Origin of the sequence: Neisseria lisongii (assembly GCF_028463985.1) — a bacterium.
Taxonomy (GTDB): Bacteria; Pseudomonadota; Gammaproteobacteria; order Burkholderiales; family Neisseriaceae; genus Neisseria; species Neisseria lisongii.
In genome coordinates this window covers 248,771-265,432 of record NZ_CP116766.1, presented here as the reverse complement: position 1 = coordinate 265,432, position 16,662 = coordinate 248,771, and the positions used below count along the sequence as shown (strand labels likewise).

Here is a 16,662-nt window from a genome sequence, read left to right as displayed (position 1 = left end):
CGCTCCTACAGAGAGCAGGAACAGATTGAAGAGGGGCAATTATGGTTGCTGTTTTTACACAATAGCAAAACGAGGCCGTCTGAAAACCCGTTTTTCAGACGGCCTCGTTTTGTTTATTGGAAGATATAGGCTTCGGGCATATCGTCAAAACCGACTACCCGTCCGCCTTTTTCTTGGGCAAACTGTTCGGCTTTGGCTTTGTCGGCAAACGGTAGGGCATCTTCTGCGCCCATGCCGCCGATAAAGCCGCTTTCAATCACATAATAGGCTTTTTTGGCATCAATCCATGCACCGTCGGCGTTGGGTTTGTTCCAGTCGCCGACCTGACCCATATCGGTAACGTAAATCACGGCGATGCCTTTCGGTTCTTCAGGCAATTTGGTGTAACCGAACATTTGTTTGATGGTGGAAAACCACACCGGTTTGTCGGGTTTGCCGTTGAGGAAAATTTGCGCTTTGGGGCCGATGTGTTCGGCCAGATTCATGGTGCAGTAATGCCCGATGGATTCGCTGCTGATGCTTTGCGGCGCAGGCGGCGGGGCGGTTTCGGTTTTGCTGCCGCAGGCGGCAAGTGCGGCTGCGATGCCGCAGGCGCAGATGGTGTGTTTGATCATATTTGTCGCTTTCCAAAAATCCAAGCCGCCAACAGCAGCGGAATGATGACCCACAAAAATTGTGCGGCCAATAAAACCGGCACGCTCAGGCTGATTTGTTCGCTCAGGCCTGCCATACCTGCATACATAGCGGTATTTTCGTAGCCCGTCAAGTTCAGCAGGCGGTAGATGTCGGTCGGGTTAAACAGTAAAACGGTTTCGACAATCGGGGCGGTGAGGATTTGTTGGCTGTCGGCGACCAAAATGCCCATCAGCGCCATATCGAAAATCACCACGAAAAACAACCATACGCCGATGGCAATGCCGGCCGCCGTTCCCCGTTCTTTGACTTTGGCACTGATTAAATAGCCCATGGCCAAAAAGGCTGCACCCAATACCACGCTGGCGGTAATCAGCAGCGCAAAAGGTTTCCACGCCGCTACATCGATGCCGCCGCCGTGCGCCAGTTGCAGGGTAATGCCTGCCAAGCCGTAGCCCAGTGTGGTGGCCAAAGTTAAGATAATCAGATGGCCGAGAAATTTACCTGCCAAAATCTGATGGCGGGAAATCGGGTAACTGAGCAGCAGCGCCATTGTTCCCCGCTCGATTTCGCCAATCAGGGCATCGTAGGCAAGCAGCATGGCAATCAGCGGAATCAGGAAAATCGACAGGCTGGACAGGCTGACGACGGTTACGGTGAGCGGATCGACTTTGACCGAACCGGTCGGGGCGCTGCCCAAAAAGCCGAGCGAAAGCGCCAGCGCCGCCAGCAGCAGCGCCGCTGCCAATACCCAGCGGTTGCGCAGACTGTCGCGTACTTCTTTGCCGGTGATAATCGCAATCGGATTCATACATCTTCCCTTTTTAAGAATTGTGCATACATATCGTCCAGCGTCGGCGTGCGGATATCGAGATACGCCAAATCGGAAATATCGCCCAATTCCGCCAGCAGCGCCATGCGTTCCTGCGCCGGGCATTGCGCCTGATAGAGGCCGTCTGAAAACTGCCAGCGTGGCGAAAGCGGGCGTTCGTGTTTGAGACGCACGCTGACGGTCAGCGGCAAGCCGCTTTGGACGTGCAGCTCGTCCATGCTGCCGTCTGCCACTTTTACGCCGTTGCGCATCACCACAATTCTATCTGCGTGGCCGTCGAGTTCCGCCAAAGCGTGGGTACTCAGCAATACGGTTGCACCCCTGCCGTTGAGTTCGCGCACCACTTCGTAAAACATCTGCCGCGAGGCGGGGTCGAGGCCGGTGGTCGGTTCGTCAAACAGCAAAACCTGCGGTTCGCCCAACAGCGCCTGTGCCAACGCCAGCCGCTGGCGCATACCTTTGGAATAGGTGCCGACCCGCCGACCTGCCGCCTGCAGAATGCCGACACGTTCGAGCAGTTCCTGATTGCGGGCGGGCGACTGTTTTTTCAGTTTGGCGTAAAACGCCATGGTTTCCAAACCGGTCAGCGACGGATGTAGGGCAACGGTTTCGGGGAGGTAGCCGATGCGGCTGCGGACGGCGGCACCGGCTTTGCTGCCGGCGGTTTCGCCCAACAGCCGCACTTCGCCTTCTTCGGGGGTAATCAGCCCCAAAATCAGCTTGATCAGCGTGGACTTGCCGGCACCGTTATGCCCTGCCAGCCCGACGCTTTCGCCTGCTTTCAACACCAAATCCAAATCTTTGACGGCGCAATGGCTGCCGAAGCGTTTGGTAACGTGTTGCAGTGATACATGATGATTCATTGCTTGTTCCTTGATTGCCGTTTTCAGACGGCATGCCGTCTGAAAATACAGTGGAATATCCCGAAGTAATACAAGGCGGGTCGGCGCTGTCGTACTTTGGGAGGCACAATACGGTTAATGCTGTGCCGAAGTTTCGCCTGCCCACGCCGAAGGCTGCGCCGCCGACTGTTCCAGCTCTGTCTTGATGCTCAAATATTTGGGCATGGTCGGGTTTTGATACGGTTCCATCAGCGGTTTGCTGTCAATCACGCCGCCGGGCAAAATGGCGGGAAACTGCGCCTGCGCCCATTTGACCACGCTCATTGCTGGGCTGTTCATCAGCAGCCTTGCCACCGGCGCACGCCAGATAATCTGGTCGGTAATGCCGTTGGGACGGTAGGCATTGTCGCCGAAACCGTCGCCGTCCAAATCAAAGGCGCTGTTGTCGCTCCAATAATTGCCCCGCCCGCCTTCGGCCCAGTCGAGAAAACGGGTGCTGACGTATTTGACCTGACTTTCGTTGTTTACAAAGGAATTGTCCTGCAACACCGTGCCTTCGATGGCGGCGGTAAAGTGAATGCCGATGGCGCAGCGTTCGAAATAATTGCCGTGAATCTGATTATAGTTGGCATTGTAGAAAAACACGCATTTGTCGGCTTTATAGATGATGTTGTCGGCAATTTCCGACTGATTGACGTAATTGAGCATAATGCCCTGATCGCGGCTGTTTACGGCGATGTTGCCGGATACTTTGAGGCGTTCGGAAAACATCAGCGCATAGCCGATATTGTTGCCGATAGAAATATTGTCCGACACTTCGCTGTCGTTGGTGTACATATAATGCACGGCAAAACGCAAGTCGCTGAAGCGGTTGCCCCGATAGATATTAAAAGTGCTAGTATTGGAAAAAATGCCGTCCCGCCCTTTGGAAATATCGTTGCCGATAACTTTTGCACCCGGCGCATTCCACACGGTTACACCATTGCCCCGTTCATTGACCCGCAGGCGGCTGTCGCCGACAATGCGGTTGTTGCGCACCAAAGCATCTTTAGCGCCGTGGATAAACACGCCGACTGAGTTTTCTAAAATGCGGTTGTTTTCTACGACTGCGCCGACTGCCGTTTCTTCCAAATACACACCGGCATCCATCGCCGCCAGATTCATGCCCGAACGGGTAATCGTCAGCTGCCGTAACACCACATTCGGCGCACGGACATCAATCGTGCGGCCGCTGCCGTCGCCTTCAATCACCGCCGAACCGTCGGCCGGCCCTTCCAAAGTCAATGTTTTATCAAGATAAAGTTTGGCGGCATATTTTCCCGATGCCAAGCGCAATACATCGCCCGCAGCCGCACTTTTGACGATTTCGGCCAAATCGTCTTTGGGCGAAACATCGATTACGGCTGCAGAGGCCGTCTGAAAACAGGCATACGCTGCCAGCAGCAAAGCTGTGCAGCAGGATTGGACAGAATGGAATACGGACATGGTTTCTCGGTGTGTGGATACGGCGGTTGGCAAATATTGCTGTTGATACGGGGGGTTTGTCAATAATATCAAACACGATAAGGCGGCATACCGCTCTTCCCCAAACCCTTTCCCGCCTGCGGAACGGGGAACAGGTTTCTGAATCAGCCAAATAATACGCCCTTTATTTAAGTTGGCGTATTTTATCAGTATTCGCTGTATTATTTAATCTATAGCGGATTAACTTAACTTTCGCTACGGCGTTGCTGCGCCTTGCCGTACTACTTGTACTGTCTGCGGCTTGCTGCCTTGTATCGAAAATTAATTAAATCCGCTATATCAATTATTACAAAACAATCGCAGCAAAAATATCTGTTCCAACACATATTTTTGCTCCGGCTGCTTGGGAAAAAGGCCGTCTGAAAATGAAGCCTTGCGGCGCTCGGCAAAACCGAAACCGCACTGCCGTTTTCAGACGGCCTGAGTTCAAACCGTCAATATCAATCGTTTGTTATTTAGGTTTGACAATCATTTGTCCGGCCATTTCCATGTGCAGCGCATGACAGAACCATTGGCAATAGTACCAATGTACGCCCGGACGTGCGGCAATGAAGGTTACCGAAGAAGTTTGTTGCGGGCCGATTTCCATTGCAATGCCGTGCCCTTCCAGCGTGAAGCCGTGAGTCAAGTCTTCGATGGTTTCCACGTTGGTTACGTAAACGGTTACTTCGTCGCCTTGGTTCACTTCAAACTGAGGTACGCTGAATGCAGGTGCAACGGCGGTCATGTACACACGCACTTTGTTGCCTTCCCGTACCACTTTGGCGGCTTTGGTCAAATCCACACCGTCTTTTTTCGCCTGTTCTTCAGCATCTTGCCACCACCAAGCATCACGTTGGCGGTCCCAAGTTTTACTTGGGTTCACTTTAGAAGCGGCAACCAAGCACAAGTCGTGCGGTTCGGCAAAAGTCGGATTGTCGTGTACCAAGACCATTTCGTCACCGGAAATATCGATCAGTTGGTCGCATTCAGGTTTCAGCGGACCGGCATTCAGGAAGCGGTCTTTAGAGAATTTATTCAGCGATACCAGATATTTACCGTCGGCTTCTTTGGTTTCACCCATGGTACTGTGGTTGTGGCCCGGTTGGTAATGAACGTCCAGTTTTTGGCGGATCGGATCAACTTTTTCGCCTTTGTAGGCTTTGATGGCATCTTCGATGTTCCATTTCACCATTTGGCTGTCGATAAACAGCGTGGTGTAGGCATTGCCTCGGCCGTCAAATGCGGTGTGTAACGGACCCAGACCCAGTTGCGGCTCGGCTACTACAACATCGCGTTCTTTGATTTTACCGGCGAACAGGTCGTCCAGTTTGCTGACATCAACCACGGTAACGGTTGGAGACAGTTTACCGTTGAGCATGATGTATTTGCCGTCTGGAGAAGCGTTACAGCCGTGTGGCGAGTTTGGTACAGGAATGTAGCGGGTGTATTTGGAGTTGGCTTCGGCACGGCCGTCCAACATTTTCACGCCGTTCACTTCTTTAAAGTCGCCTGCTTTGATACCGGCTTCAATCGCTGCCAAGTCAAACACCACGCACCAGTCTTGCTCGTTGGCGGTCATGCCTTGTACGGTCAGCGCACGTTCTGAGTTGTAGCAGGTAGCAAACGAGTATTTACCTTGGTAGTCGGCATCGCCGTTGTCCAAGTTACCGTCCACCAATACCTGCCATGCGATTTCCATGGTTTCGCCGTCAATCGCAGTATAAACCGCATTCCATGTTTTCTCGTCTGCCAGTGAGCCGACACCGCTTACCGGTTTGATGTGTTCGCCGTTGGCAAATACATAGCCGGTTTTCGGGTAACGCTGCAAACGCAGACCGTGGATACCGGACGCATTCGGAATTTCGATAATGCGGTCGGTTTTCATAATGCTCAGGTTGATACGGCAAACACGGTTGTTTGCTTTATCGTTGGCATAAGCGTAGCGGCCGTCGTAAGTGCCGTCGGTAAACGACAGGTGCGGGTGGTGTAGGTCGCCGTTAGGCATACAGCGCAGACCGGAAGCCTTCAGAAACGCATTGGTTTCAGCCGTATTGTGGGCGTTGATGATTTTCAGGCTTTCATTGGTGCGGCCCCAACCGGTGGCGCTGTCCATATTGAATACCGGAATACGCATCAGCTCGCGCATAGACGGCAAACCGATCAGACGGACTTCGCCTGACTGACCGCCCGACAGGAAGCCGTAGTATTGATCCAATTCTCCCGGACCAACCACTGAAGCATCATGCGCTGCCGCAGAAGCAGGGCTGTCGGCTTTGGCTGCAGAAGCTGCGGCCTGACCTTCTTCTTTCGGCGAACAGCCGGCCAAGCCCAAAATACCTGCGCCTGCAATACCGGCACCCGAAGCGGCGGCCGTACCTAAAAACGAACGGCGGCTTAAACCGTGTTGTTCTGATTTAATATCTGACATAACAACTCTCCTTAGATGAAATGGGGTTTGGGCCTTTTTTCAGACGGCCTCCCCGGGAAAACGCTTACTGCAAAGCAAACGCAAATTTAATAATCTGTTTTACACTGCACTGCGCATCAAACTTCCTGCTGTTTTTCCAGCGGAATCTGTTTCTGTTTCACAAAATGAACAACTTGTTCCTGAGGTTCTGCCGTTTCCTGCGGCTGGTTTTTCGCCGCAGCCTGCCGCTGTTTTTTCTTATTGGTGGCAACCACTTGCGGGCAACGCTGATCGTGGTGGTACATCACCTGACAGTGCAGACACTGGATACATTCGTTGGGGTGGATGTCGCCTTCCGGCGCAATCGCCTGCACCGGACATTCGTGGGTACAGATTTGGCACGGATTGCCGCACATTTTATAGCGGCGCAGCCAGTCGAAAATCCTCAGGCGTGCCGGAATGGCAATCGCTGCACCCAACGGGCAAAGATAACGACAGAAGAAGCGTTCGATAAACAGCCCCGCCAGCAGCAATGCCGCTGCAAACAAGACAAACCACCATTCCCGCATAAATTTCAGAATGATTGCGGTTTTAAACGGTTCGACTTCGGCAAAATGTTCCGCCAAGCCCAAATCGTAGAGCGATATGGCCAACAGACCGAAGAAAATCACATATTTTACCGAAATCAGGCGGGTATGCAGCAAATGCGGCACGCTGATTTGTTTCACGCCCAGTTTTTTGGCAATGCGGTTGGTGAGTTCCTGCAGAGAGCCGAACGGACACAGCCAGCCGCAGAATGTGCCTCGGTTCCACAGCAGCATGGTTGCTGCCGTAAACAGCCACAGGATAAACACCAGCGGATCCATCAGGAAAAAGTCCCAGCGGAAATCGGTCAAAATCGCCGAGAACAAGGTCAGCGTATTCACCACCGAAAGCTGCGCCTGCGCATACCAGCCGATATAGAACAGGGTAAATGTCAGGAAACACAGACGGAAACGGTCGTACCATTTTTCATAACGGGTCAATACATCTTGGAACAGGAACACGGTCAGCAAGATGGCCAAAGCAATGCCGACCACGATAATCTGCCCCTGTTTGGCTTTCCAGATTTCTTTCCAAAGCTGATTGGCCGCACCGTCTTCGCTCGCCGCATCGGCGATACCGGCGGTTTGTCCGGCGGCTTCAACCTGCAGCGCTGCCGCTTCCACCGGCGCACTTACCGCCACCGGCTCGGCTTTCGGGTCGTCCGCATAATAGCCTTCGGGCAATTCGTAAGCCACATCGGCGGTAACAAAGGCCTTATCATTGACGCTCAACACCCGCTGAATCATCAGTTGCAAGCGCCACGGTTCGGCTGCGTCAAACGCCACATCTTCGGGAATGGTAAACCACGATACTTCTTTAAATGCCGGCGCACCTTGTGCCGCCAATGCCACCACACGTTCGTGTTGCGCATCGGTAAAGCGGAAGCTGGTTTCGCCCTGAATCATCTCGATACGGTCGAAAATCCCGCCGCGCACATAGCCCGAACCTTTCCAAGAATAATGGCCTTCACCGGCAACCAACACGGCCTGTTGGCCCGGTTTCAGACGGCGTTGCAGATTATCCCAACCCTGTTCGCCCAGCAAGGTTTTACCGATTGAGGGCTGGCTGACCAAGGCCACATAAAGATCGATAAAAGTATCGCTGCCCTCGCCCTGCTCGGGGTGGTCGGCGGAACCGGCTTTGCCGTTTTGCTCAAACAGACGGTTAACCTCGTCCACCGTCATGTGCATTTTGACCACGGCTTTCTGATCCAGCAGCGCCTGCCAAGATTGCACGTCCTGCTTGTCCGGATTTACCATACGGCGGGGTCGGGTTTTGACTTCCGGCTCTGCCGCCGCTGCCGCAGAAGCCGCCGTATCGCCCTGCCCTGCCTGTGTTGCTGCCGCTGTACCCAAACCGTATTGATGGGCAACCGCTTTTACCGCACGCTGCATACTGTCGTTAATCACCATCAGCGTAACCGTTGCCCCACTGATAATATCAGCAGGCGCAACGCCCGGTTTCGGCGGGTCTTTCAGGAAATTCAGTCCGACATAGTTGTCGATAAACTTATCGACACGGGACTGAGGAATACCGATCAGCATAATCGGTTCGTTGTGCGCCACCAGCTTCGCACCGGCAATCGTACCGTCGTTCGCCAGCGCCACCATGGTATCAATCGGCTTGCTCGAATAGCCTCGGGTATTCACCACATCGGTGGTAATAAACACCAAGCCCACCTGCTTGTCGCCCTGATATACCCGAGCCGCCATAGGTTTGCCCTCCGGCGTACCATAGCGGTCTGCACCCGGAAAAATCTCAGCCGGCGGCACTTTATTTAAAAATTCCGGCAAACGCTCGGCAAACGCCTGCGCACTGACCAGCGCCAAAACAACGGCCGTGCATAAAGTCAGTATCCACGTTTTCAGCACAGATACGCCGATTCTGTTTTCACCAACGGGCATGATGGCTCTCCTCCGCCCCGATACTCAATAATATTGATATTATATGAACCATTTTAACAGCATTATTTGATATAAATCAAATTTACAATGCTTATAGCCCGTTTAAAATTCTTAACTAATCCTTTATAACTAGAAGAATTATCACAAACAGGAATAATAATTGTTTATTGCCGAATTTATACTCTACAACACTCAAAGAAAGCATCTATTGCTACTTAAAGATTCATTTAGAAAGAATTAAATGTCTAAAAACAGGCCGTCTGAAAATCGGGTTTTCAGACGGCCTGTTTGAGTATATATAGTGGATTCACTTAATAATCCATACAATTTTCAAATACTCTCGTCATTCCGACGAAAGTCTGAATCCATCTATCAGATTCAGAAACCGTAAAGAAAAACAGTTACCTAAGCCGCTGAAATGGATTCCGACTTTCGTCAGAATGACGGGCGTGTTGGATTGGGAGTGTGCTGGAAATTCGGTTGATTCACTATAAAATATAACACCGCAAGCAAGCAAGCCACCCTTCCCTAACAAAAGCCGTCTGGAAATCAAAAAAGCCTGTCCGAATCATCGAACAGGCTTTTGTCGGATATTCAAAACAAATTAGTTTTTGTCCAAATCAACCAGTTTGTTTTTGGCAATCCAAGGCATCATGCTGCGCAGTTGTGCGCCGACTTTTTCGATTTGGTGATCGGCGTTCAGGCGGCGGCGGGCGGTCATTGAGGCGTAGTTGGTTGCGCCTTCTTGGATGAACATTTTCGCATATTCGCCTGATTGAATGCGGTACAGGGCTTTTTTCATTGCTTCTTTGGTTGCGGCGGTTACCACTTCAGGGCCGGTAACGTATTCGCCGTATTCCGCATTGTTGGAAATTGAGTAGTTCATGTTGGCAATACCGCCTTCGTACATCAAGTCCACAATCAGTTTCAGCTCGTGCAGACATTCAAAGTAAGCCATTTCAGGGGCGTAACCGGCTTCAACCAAGGTTTCAAAACCGCATTTCACCAGCTCTACTGCGCCACCGCACAATACGGCTTGTTCGCCGAACAGGTCGGTTTCGGTTTCTTCGCGGAAGTTGGTTTCGATCACGCCGCCTTTGGTGCCGCCGTTGGCTGCTGCATAAGACAGGGCGATGTCTCGAGCTTTGCCGGATTGGTCTTGATATACGGCGATCAGAGACGGTACGCCGCCGCCTTTCAGGAATTCGCTGCGTACGGTGTGGCCCGGGCCTTTTGGCGCAACCATAATCACGTCCACGTTAGACGGAGGCACGATTTGGTTGTAGTGTACGTTGAAGCCGTGGGCGAATGCCAATACCGCACCTTCTTTCAGGTTTGGTTCGATTTCGTTTTTGTACACAACCGGTTGGTTTTCGTCCGGCAACAGAATCATGATGACGTCGGCTGCTTTGGTGGCTTCGGCAACGGTGCGTACGTCGTGACCGGCGGCTTCGGCTTTTTTCCAAGAGCTGCCTTGGCGCAGACCGATTACCACGTTTACGCCTGAATCTTTCAGGTTGGCGGCGTGGGCGTGGCCTTGGGAACCGTAACCGATGATGGCAACGGTTTTACCTTTAATCAAAGACAAATCGGCGTCTTTATCGTAATAAACTTGCATGTTGTTTCCTTTTATTTTGGGGTTTTGGGTGTCGATAACTATTTGTTCAAAGCCGGAACATTGGTTTTCACGCAATGGAAAATGTGTTGCGGCTCTGTTTTCAGACGGCCTTTCAGGTTAAACAGGCCGTCTGAAAATGCTGTTGTTAAATTTTCAGAATCCGCTCGCCCCGGCCGATACCGGCTGCACCGGTGCGGACGGTTTCCAAAATTTGGGCTTGGCCGACGGTCTCCAAAAACGAATCGAGTTTGTCGGTTGCGCCGGTAATTTCGATGGTGTAGGTGCGGTCGGTTACGTCAACGACACGCCCGCGGTAGATTTCCGCCAAACGCAGAAATTCGTCACGGTCTTTGCCTGCGGCACGCAGCTTGACCAGCATCAGTTCACGCTCGACAAAACGGCTTTCGTTCAAATCCACCACTTTAATCACTTCAATCAGCTTGTTGAGCTGCTTGGTAATCTGCTCGATAACGGTTTCGTCGCCGTGGGTTACGATGGTCATGCGGGACAGGGTTTTGTCTTCCGTTACCGCCACCGACAGCGAGTCGATATTGTAGTCCCGTGCGGAAAACAGACCCACCACACGGCTCATTGCGCCTGATTTGTTTTCAATCAGAACCGATAAAATCCTTCTCATGGCACGCTCCTTGTGTCGTAATTCCGATCGGTAACATCATTGACATCGCTGTCGGCTTTGGTTTCGCGCATATGCACCGGCAAGACCATTTCGTCCAAGCCTTTGCCGTTGCCGACCATCGGGAACACGTTTTGTTTTTTATCGGTAATGAAATCCATGAATACCAGACGGCCTTCACGGTTGTGCTGCAATGCTGCACGCAGCGCTGCTTCTACTTCGGACGTTTTTTCGATACGCATACCAACATGGCCATAGGCCTCTGCCAGTTTGACAAAATCGGGAAGCGAATCGAAATAGGTTTCGGATTCACGGTTGCTGTAATACAGTTCCTGCCATTGGCGCACCATGCCCAGATAGCCGTTGTTCAGCGTAACCACGGTAATCGGGATTTTGTATTGGAAACAGGTGGAAAGCTCTTGGATGTTCATCTGAATCGAGCCTTCGCCGGTAATACAGAATACGTCTTGCTCAGGCGCTGCCAATTTCGCACCCATCGCATACGGCAAACCCACACCCATTGTACCCAAACCGCCCGAATTGAGCCATTGGCGGGGACGGGTAAACGGGTAATATTGGGCGGCAAACATTTGGTGTTGGCCGACATCGGAAGTGATAATCGCCGAATTGTTGGTAATTTCCGCCAGTTTTTTCACCACATACTGCGGCTTGATGGTTTCGCTGCTGTCGTCAAACCACAAGCAGTTGCGGCTGCGCCAGTTTTCGATGGTTTTCCACCATTTATCCAAATGATCCCGGTTGGGTACGGCGTTTTGTTTGCCGCAGAAACCGATCATTTCTGCCAATACATTCTTCACATCGCCGACAATCGGCACATCGACACGTACCCGTTTGGCAATGCTGGAAGGATCAACGTCGATATGAATGATTTTCTTCGGTTTTTCAAGGAATTTGGACGGTACGGACACCACACGGTCGTCAAAACGTGCGCCCACTGCCAATACCACATCGGCTTCCTGCATGGCGAGATTGGCTTCATAAGTGCCGTGCATACCGAGCATACCCAAATACTGACGGTCGTCAGACGGGAAGCCGCCCAAACCCATCAGCGTGCCGGTACACGGTGCGCCGGTCAGGCGGACAAAATCCATCAGCTCTTGGCTGGCGTTGCCCAAGATAATGCCGCCGCCGAAATAAACAATCGGGCGTTTTGCCGAAGCAAACATCTGTACGGCTTTTTTAATCTGACCGGTATGCCCCTGCACCACCGGCTGGTAGGATCGGATAAAGATGTCTTCCTGCGGATAGCTGAATTTCGCCATCGCCTGCGTAACGTCTTTCGGCACATCGACCACAACCGGACCCGGCCGGCCGCTGGCGGCGATTTGGAAGGCTTTTTTAATGGTCGGTGCCAACTCGTTGATGTCGGTTACCAAGAAATTGTGTTTGACGCACGGACGGGTAATGCCGACCGTATCGACTTCTTGGAAAGCGTCTGTACCGATAGACGGCGTGCCGACCTGTCCGGTAATCACCACCATCGGAATCGAATCTGAATACGCAGTGGCAATGCCGGTTACCGCATTGGTTGCACCGGGGCCGGAAGTAACCAGCGCCACGCCGACTTTGCCGCTGGTGCGGGCATACGCATCGGCCGCATGGACTGCCGCCTGCTCGTGTCGGGTCAGAATATGTTTGAATTTATTGAGTTGGTAAATGGCATCGTAGATTTCGAGAACCGCACCGCCGGGATAGCCGAAAACGTATTCCACGCCTTCCGCTTTGAGACTTTGCACTATGATTTGTGCACCTGATAATTGCATAACGACCTCTTTTTATACGGCGTTAAACCAAGTGGAATCGTCCGCCCCGTCACAGCATCTTTAATGCAAGTCCGCCAAGCAGCGGTTTAGGGTACGCGCATTGGAGGAACACAACAGCAATCAGAAAATTCAACAGTTGGCCTAAGGCACATTGTTTAATCGAGATTAAGAAGTGTAAACAATAACCGAATCTGACACTGCAGGCAAGACCCAATCTTTCCTATTTTTAACCTTATTTTCCATAAATTGTGATTAATGTTTGATTTTATTCAAAGAAACATTTGTTTAATTTCAAACTGAATAGAGAACGGAATATCGCAAACCGTTTGAGGCCGTCTGAAAATGAGCGAAGCGAATTTCTGCGCAGCTAAAACCGAAGGTTTCGCTAAAATGAGCGAAGCGGATTTCTGCGAAACTAAAACCGGTATTTGGAATTTATGAAGAATGCCGCCGCAAAATTTTGCAGCAGATTACAGACGTAAAAAAAGCAGCTTTGAAAGCTGCTTTTCATCAATTTGGTGCCCAGGGTCGGACTCGAACCGACACACCTTGCGGCGGGGGATTTTGAGTCCCCTGCGTCTACCAATTTCGCCACCTGGGCAGGTGAAGAAGTCGCCATTATATCTGCTTTGAAATTTTTGTAAACCGGTTTGGCGGGATTTTTTTCAATATTTAATTCAATTTGCTGATTTTTAATAAAATAAATTCTCTTCGCAACAGGCCGTCTGAAAACAGTATGGTTTTTCTTCCGCAAAACTCCGCTTTTCCCCTACATTAAATCCGGAAAACACGATAAGATACAGCATTCGTTTGGCTAAATTGATTTCCCACTTTTCATACGGAACGCAACCATGAACAAAAACACCGTACCTGCCGTCTTAACCGCCGCTTTGGCGCTGCTGCTCGCTGCCTGCCAGCCGTCTCAAAATTCTGCCGAACCGGCCACCACTCCTGCTTCCGAAGCAGCACCCGCCACCAAAAGCACCATCAAAGGCAGCGACATCCGCAAAGAAGACATCGGCGGCGACTTTACCATGACCGACGGCGAAGGCAAACCGTTCCGCCTCAGCGATTTGAAAGGCAATGTGGTCTTGCTCTCGTTCGGCTACACCCACTGCCCCGATGTCTGCCCGACCGAGCTGTTAACCTACAGCGATGCGCTGAAACAGTTGGGCGAACAGGCGAAAGATGTCAAAGTGGTGTTTGCCAGCGTCGATCCCGAACGCGATACGCCGGAATTGGTCGGCAAATACGCCAAACAGTTTAACCCCGACTTCATCGGCATTACCGCCACCGAAGGCCAAAGCCTGCCGGTGATTAAACAGCAGTATCGGGTGGTGTCCGCCAAAGTCAATGCCCAAGAAAGCGACAATTATTTGGTCGATCACTCTTCCGGCGCTTATCTGATCGATAAAAACGGCGAAGCGGCGATTTTCCTGCCGTATGGCGCAGAACCCGATGCCATTGCCGCCGACATTAAAACCCTGCTGTAACCGCCCATGCCGTCTGAAAAATGTGTTTTGCCTTTTTCAGACGGCATCACTTTAATATTAATAAGATAAAGAAGAAAACCGGAGAAACCATGTCCGACAATACTTTAACCATCGCCCTGTCCAAAGGCCGCATTTTTGAAGAAACCCTGCCGCTGCTTGCCGCCGCCGGCATTGTTCCGGCCGAAGCACCCGAACAGTCCCGCAAACTGATTATCGGCACCAATCACGACAATATCCGTTTGGTAATTGTGCGTGCCAGCGATGTGCCGACTTATGTGCAATACGGTGCGGCCGACTTCGGCATCGCCGGCAAAGACGTGTTGATCGAACACGGCGGCGACGGGCTGCATCAGCCGCTGGATTTGAATATCGCCCGCTGCGCCATGATGGTTGCCGTGCGCAAAGGTTACGACTACGCCGCAGCCGCCCAACCCGGAAGCCGCCTGCGCATTGCCACCAAATATCCGAATATCGCCGCCGAACATTTCGCCGCCAAAGGCGTACACGTCGATATCATCAAACTCTACGGCTCGATGGAACTCGCCCCGCTGGTCGGCCTGTCGGATGCCATTGTCGATTTGGTTTCAACCGGCAACACCCTCAAAGCCAACCATTTGGAAGCGGTGGAACACATTGTCGATATTTCCAGCCGACTGGTGGTCAATAAAGCCGCCCTCAAAACCAAATACGCCTTAATCGAACCGATTATTCAGGCGTTTTCTGGCGCTGTATGCCGGGATTGAAGCCCGTTTTCAGACGGCATCAACATCAATATGATGCAGCCAACTGCAAAGCCGTCTGAAAAACACGTTTTACCGAAAATGATGATGAACGAAAACCAAGCACCATGCCAAGCGGCGGGCTGATAAAATATAGTGGGTTTAATTTGAAAGTAAAACAAGGCGAGCCAATGCTGTCAGACTTTTAAATGAATTCACAATACTTGTTTTTCATTCACAATAACGAAACAACACACCTACAAGGAATCCTGCCATGAAACTGCTCAACGCCCAATCCGAAAATTTCCAAGCCGAATTGGAAGCCCTACTGGCTTTTGAAACCGCCCAAGACCCGAAAATCGATCAAATCGTTGCCGACATCTGCGCCGACGTTCAACAACGGGGCGACGCAGCAGTCATCGAATACACCAACCGTTTTGACGGCACTTGCGCACGCACCCTCGCCGACTTAACCCTGTCTCAAGACGACTTGAAAAACGCCTTCGAGCGCCTGCCCGAAAACGTACAAACCGCCCTGCAAACCGCCGCCCGCCGTGTAGAAAGCTACCACCGCCGCCAAAAAATGGAATCGTGGCACTATCTAGACGAAGACGGCACGCTGCTGGGGCAAAAAATCACCCCGCTCGACCGGGTCGGCATTTACGTTCCCGGCGGCAAAGCCGCTTATCCGAGCAGCGTCATCATGAACGCTATGCCCGCCCACGTTGCCGGTGTCGGCGAAATCATCATGGTTGTACCAACCCCGAAAGGCGAACGCAACGATATCGTATTGGCCGCCGCCTATGTTGCCGGCGTAACCAAAGTATTCACCGTCGGCGGCGCACAAGCCGTTGCCGCCCTTGCCTACGGCACACAGAGCATTCCCCAAGTGGACAAAATCACCGGCCCCGGCAACGCCTTTGTCGCCGCCGCCAAACGCCGGGTATTCGGCGTAGTCGGCATCGACATGGTCGCAGGGCCGTCTGAAATTCTGGTGATTGCCGACGGCACCACGCCCGCCGAATGGGTGGCCATGGATTTGTTCAGCCAAGCCGAACACGACGAAATCGCCCAAGCCATTCTGATTGCCACCTCGCAAAACTATCTGGACGAAGTCAAAGCAGCGATGGACACCCTCATCGAAGCCATGCCCCGCCGAGCCATCATCGAAGCCTCGCTGGGCAACCGAGGCGCATTCATTCTGGCGGAAAACCTCGACCGTGCCTGCGAAATCGCCAACTACATCGCACCGGAACACTTGGAGCTTTCTGTTGAACATCCGCAGCAGTGGGCGGAAAAAATCCGCCACGCCGGCGCAATCTTCATGGGCAAATACACCAGCGAGAGCCTCGGCGACTACTGCGCCGGCCCGAACCACGTTCTGCCGACCAGCCGCACCGCCCGCTTCTCGTCCCCGCTCGGCACATACGATTTCCAAAAACGCACCAGCCTGATTCAGGTTTCCGAAGACGGCGCACAAAAACTCGGCAAAACCGCCAGCATACTGGCACACGGCGAAATGCTCACCGCCCACGCCCGAGCCGCAGAATTCCGTTTGAAAGACTGAACAGCCGAAAATCATACCGTCTGAAAACGAGCAAAGCGAGTTTCTGCGAAGCTAAAACCGTAGGTTTCGCCAAAACTAGCAAAGCGAGTTTCTCCGAAGCTAAAACCGTAGGTTTCGCCAAAACGAGCAAAGCGAGTT

At 52.1% G+C, this 16,662-nt stretch carries 12 protein-coding genes and 1 tRNA gene; 3 read left to right on the top strand and 10 right to left on the bottom strand.

What is annotated here, in order from left to right; all coding sequences use genetic code 11:
• Positions 1 to 113: 113 nt before the first annotated feature.
• From PJU73_RS01225 to PJU73_RS01180, 10 genes are all read right to left on the bottom strand, one after another.
• Positions 114 to 611: a nitrous oxide reductase accessory protein NosL gene (locus PJU73_RS01225; protein ID WP_371871511.1), complete on the bottom strand. Its 498-nt coding sequence runs from the start codon at positions 609 to 611 to the stop codon at positions 114 to 116.
• Positions 611 to 1,444 carry an ABC transporter permease gene (locus PJU73_RS01220; RefSeq protein WP_237091641.1) on the bottom strand — a complete coding sequence of 278 codons (834 nt, stop codon included), beginning with the start codon at positions 1,442 to 1,444 and terminating at the stop codon, positions 611 to 613. The genes PJU73_RS01225 and PJU73_RS01220 overlap by 1 nt, the downstream gene beginning before the upstream one ends.
• Positions 1,441 to 2,328: an ABC transporter ATP-binding protein gene (locus tag PJU73_RS01215; RefSeq protein WP_237091639.1), complete on the bottom strand. Its 888-nt coding sequence runs from the start codon at positions 2,326 to 2,328 to the stop codon at positions 1,441 to 1,443. Before PJU73_RS01215 ends, PJU73_RS01220 begins: the two co-directional genes overlap by 4 nt.
• Before the next feature lie 114 nt (positions 2,329 to 2,442).
• Positions 2,443 to 3,792 (bottom strand): nitrous oxide reductase family maturation protein NosD, encoded by a 1,350-nt coding sequence (locus tag PJU73_RS01210; RefSeq protein ID WP_237091638.1) that lies wholly within the window; start codon positions 3,790 to 3,792, stop codon positions 2,443 to 2,445.
• 490 nt (positions 3,793 to 4,282) lie between these two features.
• Complete coding sequence (nosZ, locus tag PJU73_RS01205; protein ID WP_237091637.1) at positions 4,283 to 6,241, bottom strand: TAT-dependent nitrous-oxide reductase; 1,959 nt, start codon at positions 6,239 to 6,241, stop codon at positions 4,283 to 4,285.
• 116 nt (positions 6,242 to 6,357) lie between these two features.
• Complete coding sequence (locus tag PJU73_RS01200) at positions 6,358 to 8,709, bottom strand: NosR/NirI family protein (protein ID WP_237091636.1); 2,352 nt, start codon at positions 8,707 to 8,709, stop codon at positions 6,358 to 6,360.
• 604 nt (positions 8,710 to 9,313) lie between these two features.
• Entirely contained in the window at positions 9,314 to 10,327 is a 1,014-nt protein-coding gene (gene ilvC / locus PJU73_RS01195) for a ketol-acid reductoisomerase (protein ID WP_237091635.1), read from the bottom strand.
• Positions 10,328 to 10,472: 145 nt separating this feature from the next.
• Positions 10,473 to 10,964, bottom strand: a complete 492-nt coding sequence (ilvN, locus tag PJU73_RS01190; RefSeq protein ID WP_237091634.1) for an acetolactate synthase small subunit — start codon at positions 10,962 to 10,964, stop codon at positions 10,473 to 10,475.
• The gene (gene ilvB / locus PJU73_RS01185; RefSeq protein WP_237091633.1) at positions 10,961 to 12,745 is read right to left on the bottom strand and encodes a biosynthetic-type acetolactate synthase large subunit; all 1,785 of its coding nucleotides are present in this window, start codon (positions 12,743 to 12,745) and stop codon (positions 10,961 to 10,963) included. Before ilvB ends, ilvN begins: the two co-directional genes overlap by 4 nt.
• A gap of 516 nt (positions 12,746 to 13,261) precedes the next feature.
• Positions 13,262 to 13,346, bottom strand: a tRNA-Leu gene (locus tag PJU73_RS01180).
• Between the two features lie 250 nt (positions 13,347 to 13,596).
• Between PJU73_RS01180 and PJU73_RS01175 the strand changes: the two genes are divergently transcribed.
• The 3 genes from PJU73_RS01175 (at position 13,597) to hisD (ending at position 16,524) form a co-directional block, all read left to right on the top strand.
• Positions 13,597 to 14,238 carry an SCO family protein gene (locus PJU73_RS01175; RefSeq protein ID WP_237091632.1) on the top strand — a complete coding sequence of 214 codons (642 nt, stop codon included), beginning with the start codon at positions 13,597 to 13,599 and terminating at the stop codon, positions 14,236 to 14,238.
• An 89-nt stretch (positions 14,239 to 14,327) separates the two neighbouring features.
• Positions 14,328 to 14,981 (top strand): ATP phosphoribosyltransferase, encoded by a 654-nt coding sequence (gene hisG / locus PJU73_RS01170; RefSeq protein WP_237091631.1) that lies wholly within the window; start codon positions 14,328 to 14,330, stop codon positions 14,979 to 14,981.
• 250 nt (positions 14,982 to 15,231) lie between these two features.
• Positions 15,232 to 16,524 carry a histidinol dehydrogenase gene (gene hisD, locus PJU73_RS01165; protein WP_237091630.1) on the top strand — a complete coding sequence of 431 codons (1,293 nt, stop codon included), beginning with the start codon at positions 15,232 to 15,234 and terminating at the stop codon, positions 16,522 to 16,524.
• Positions 16,525 to 16,662 lie beyond the last annotated feature (138 nt).

Excerpts from the sequence above, each read along its gene's own strand:
- ilvN (WP_237091634.1), bottom strand. The coding sequence starts at position 10,964 with ATGAGAAGGATTTTATCGGTTCTGATTGAAAACAAATCAGGCGCAATG.
- ilvC (WP_237091635.1), bottom strand. The coding sequence starts at position 10,327 with ATGCAAGTTTATTACGATAAAGACGCCGATTTGTCTTTGATTAAAGGT.
- hisD (WP_237091630.1), top strand. The coding sequence starts at position 15,232 with ATGAAACTGCTCAACGCCCAATCCGAAAATTTCCAAGCCGAATTGGAA.
- PJU73_RS01220 (WP_237091641.1), bottom strand. The coding sequence starts at position 1,444 with ATGAATCCGATTGCGATTATCACCGGCAAAGAAGTACGCGACAGTCTG.
- hisG (WP_237091631.1), top strand. The coding sequence starts at position 14,328 with ATGTCCGACAATACTTTAACCATCGCCCTGTCCAAAGGCCGCATTTTT.
- PJU73_RS01210 (WP_237091638.1), bottom strand. The coding sequence starts at position 3,792 with ATGTCCGTATTCCATTCTGTCCAATCCTGCTGCACAGCTTTGCTGCTG.
- PJU73_RS01175 (WP_237091632.1), top strand. The coding sequence starts at position 13,597 with ATGAACAAAAACACCGTACCTGCCGTCTTAACCGCCGCTTTGGCGCTG.
- PJU73_RS01200 (WP_237091636.1), bottom strand. The coding sequence starts at position 8,709 with ATGCCCGTTGGTGAAAACAGAATCGGCGTATCTGTGCTGAAAACGTGG.
- ilvB (WP_237091633.1), bottom strand. The coding sequence starts at position 12,745 with ATGCAATTATCAGGTGCACAAATCATAGTGCAAAGTCTCAAAGCGGAA.
- nosZ (WP_237091637.1), bottom strand. The coding sequence starts at position 6,241 with ATGTCAGATATTAAATCAGAACAACACGGTTTAAGCCGCCGTTCGTTT.
- PJU73_RS01215 (WP_237091639.1), bottom strand. The coding sequence starts at position 2,328 with ATGAATCATCATGTATCACTGCAACACGTTACCAAACGCTTCGGCAGC.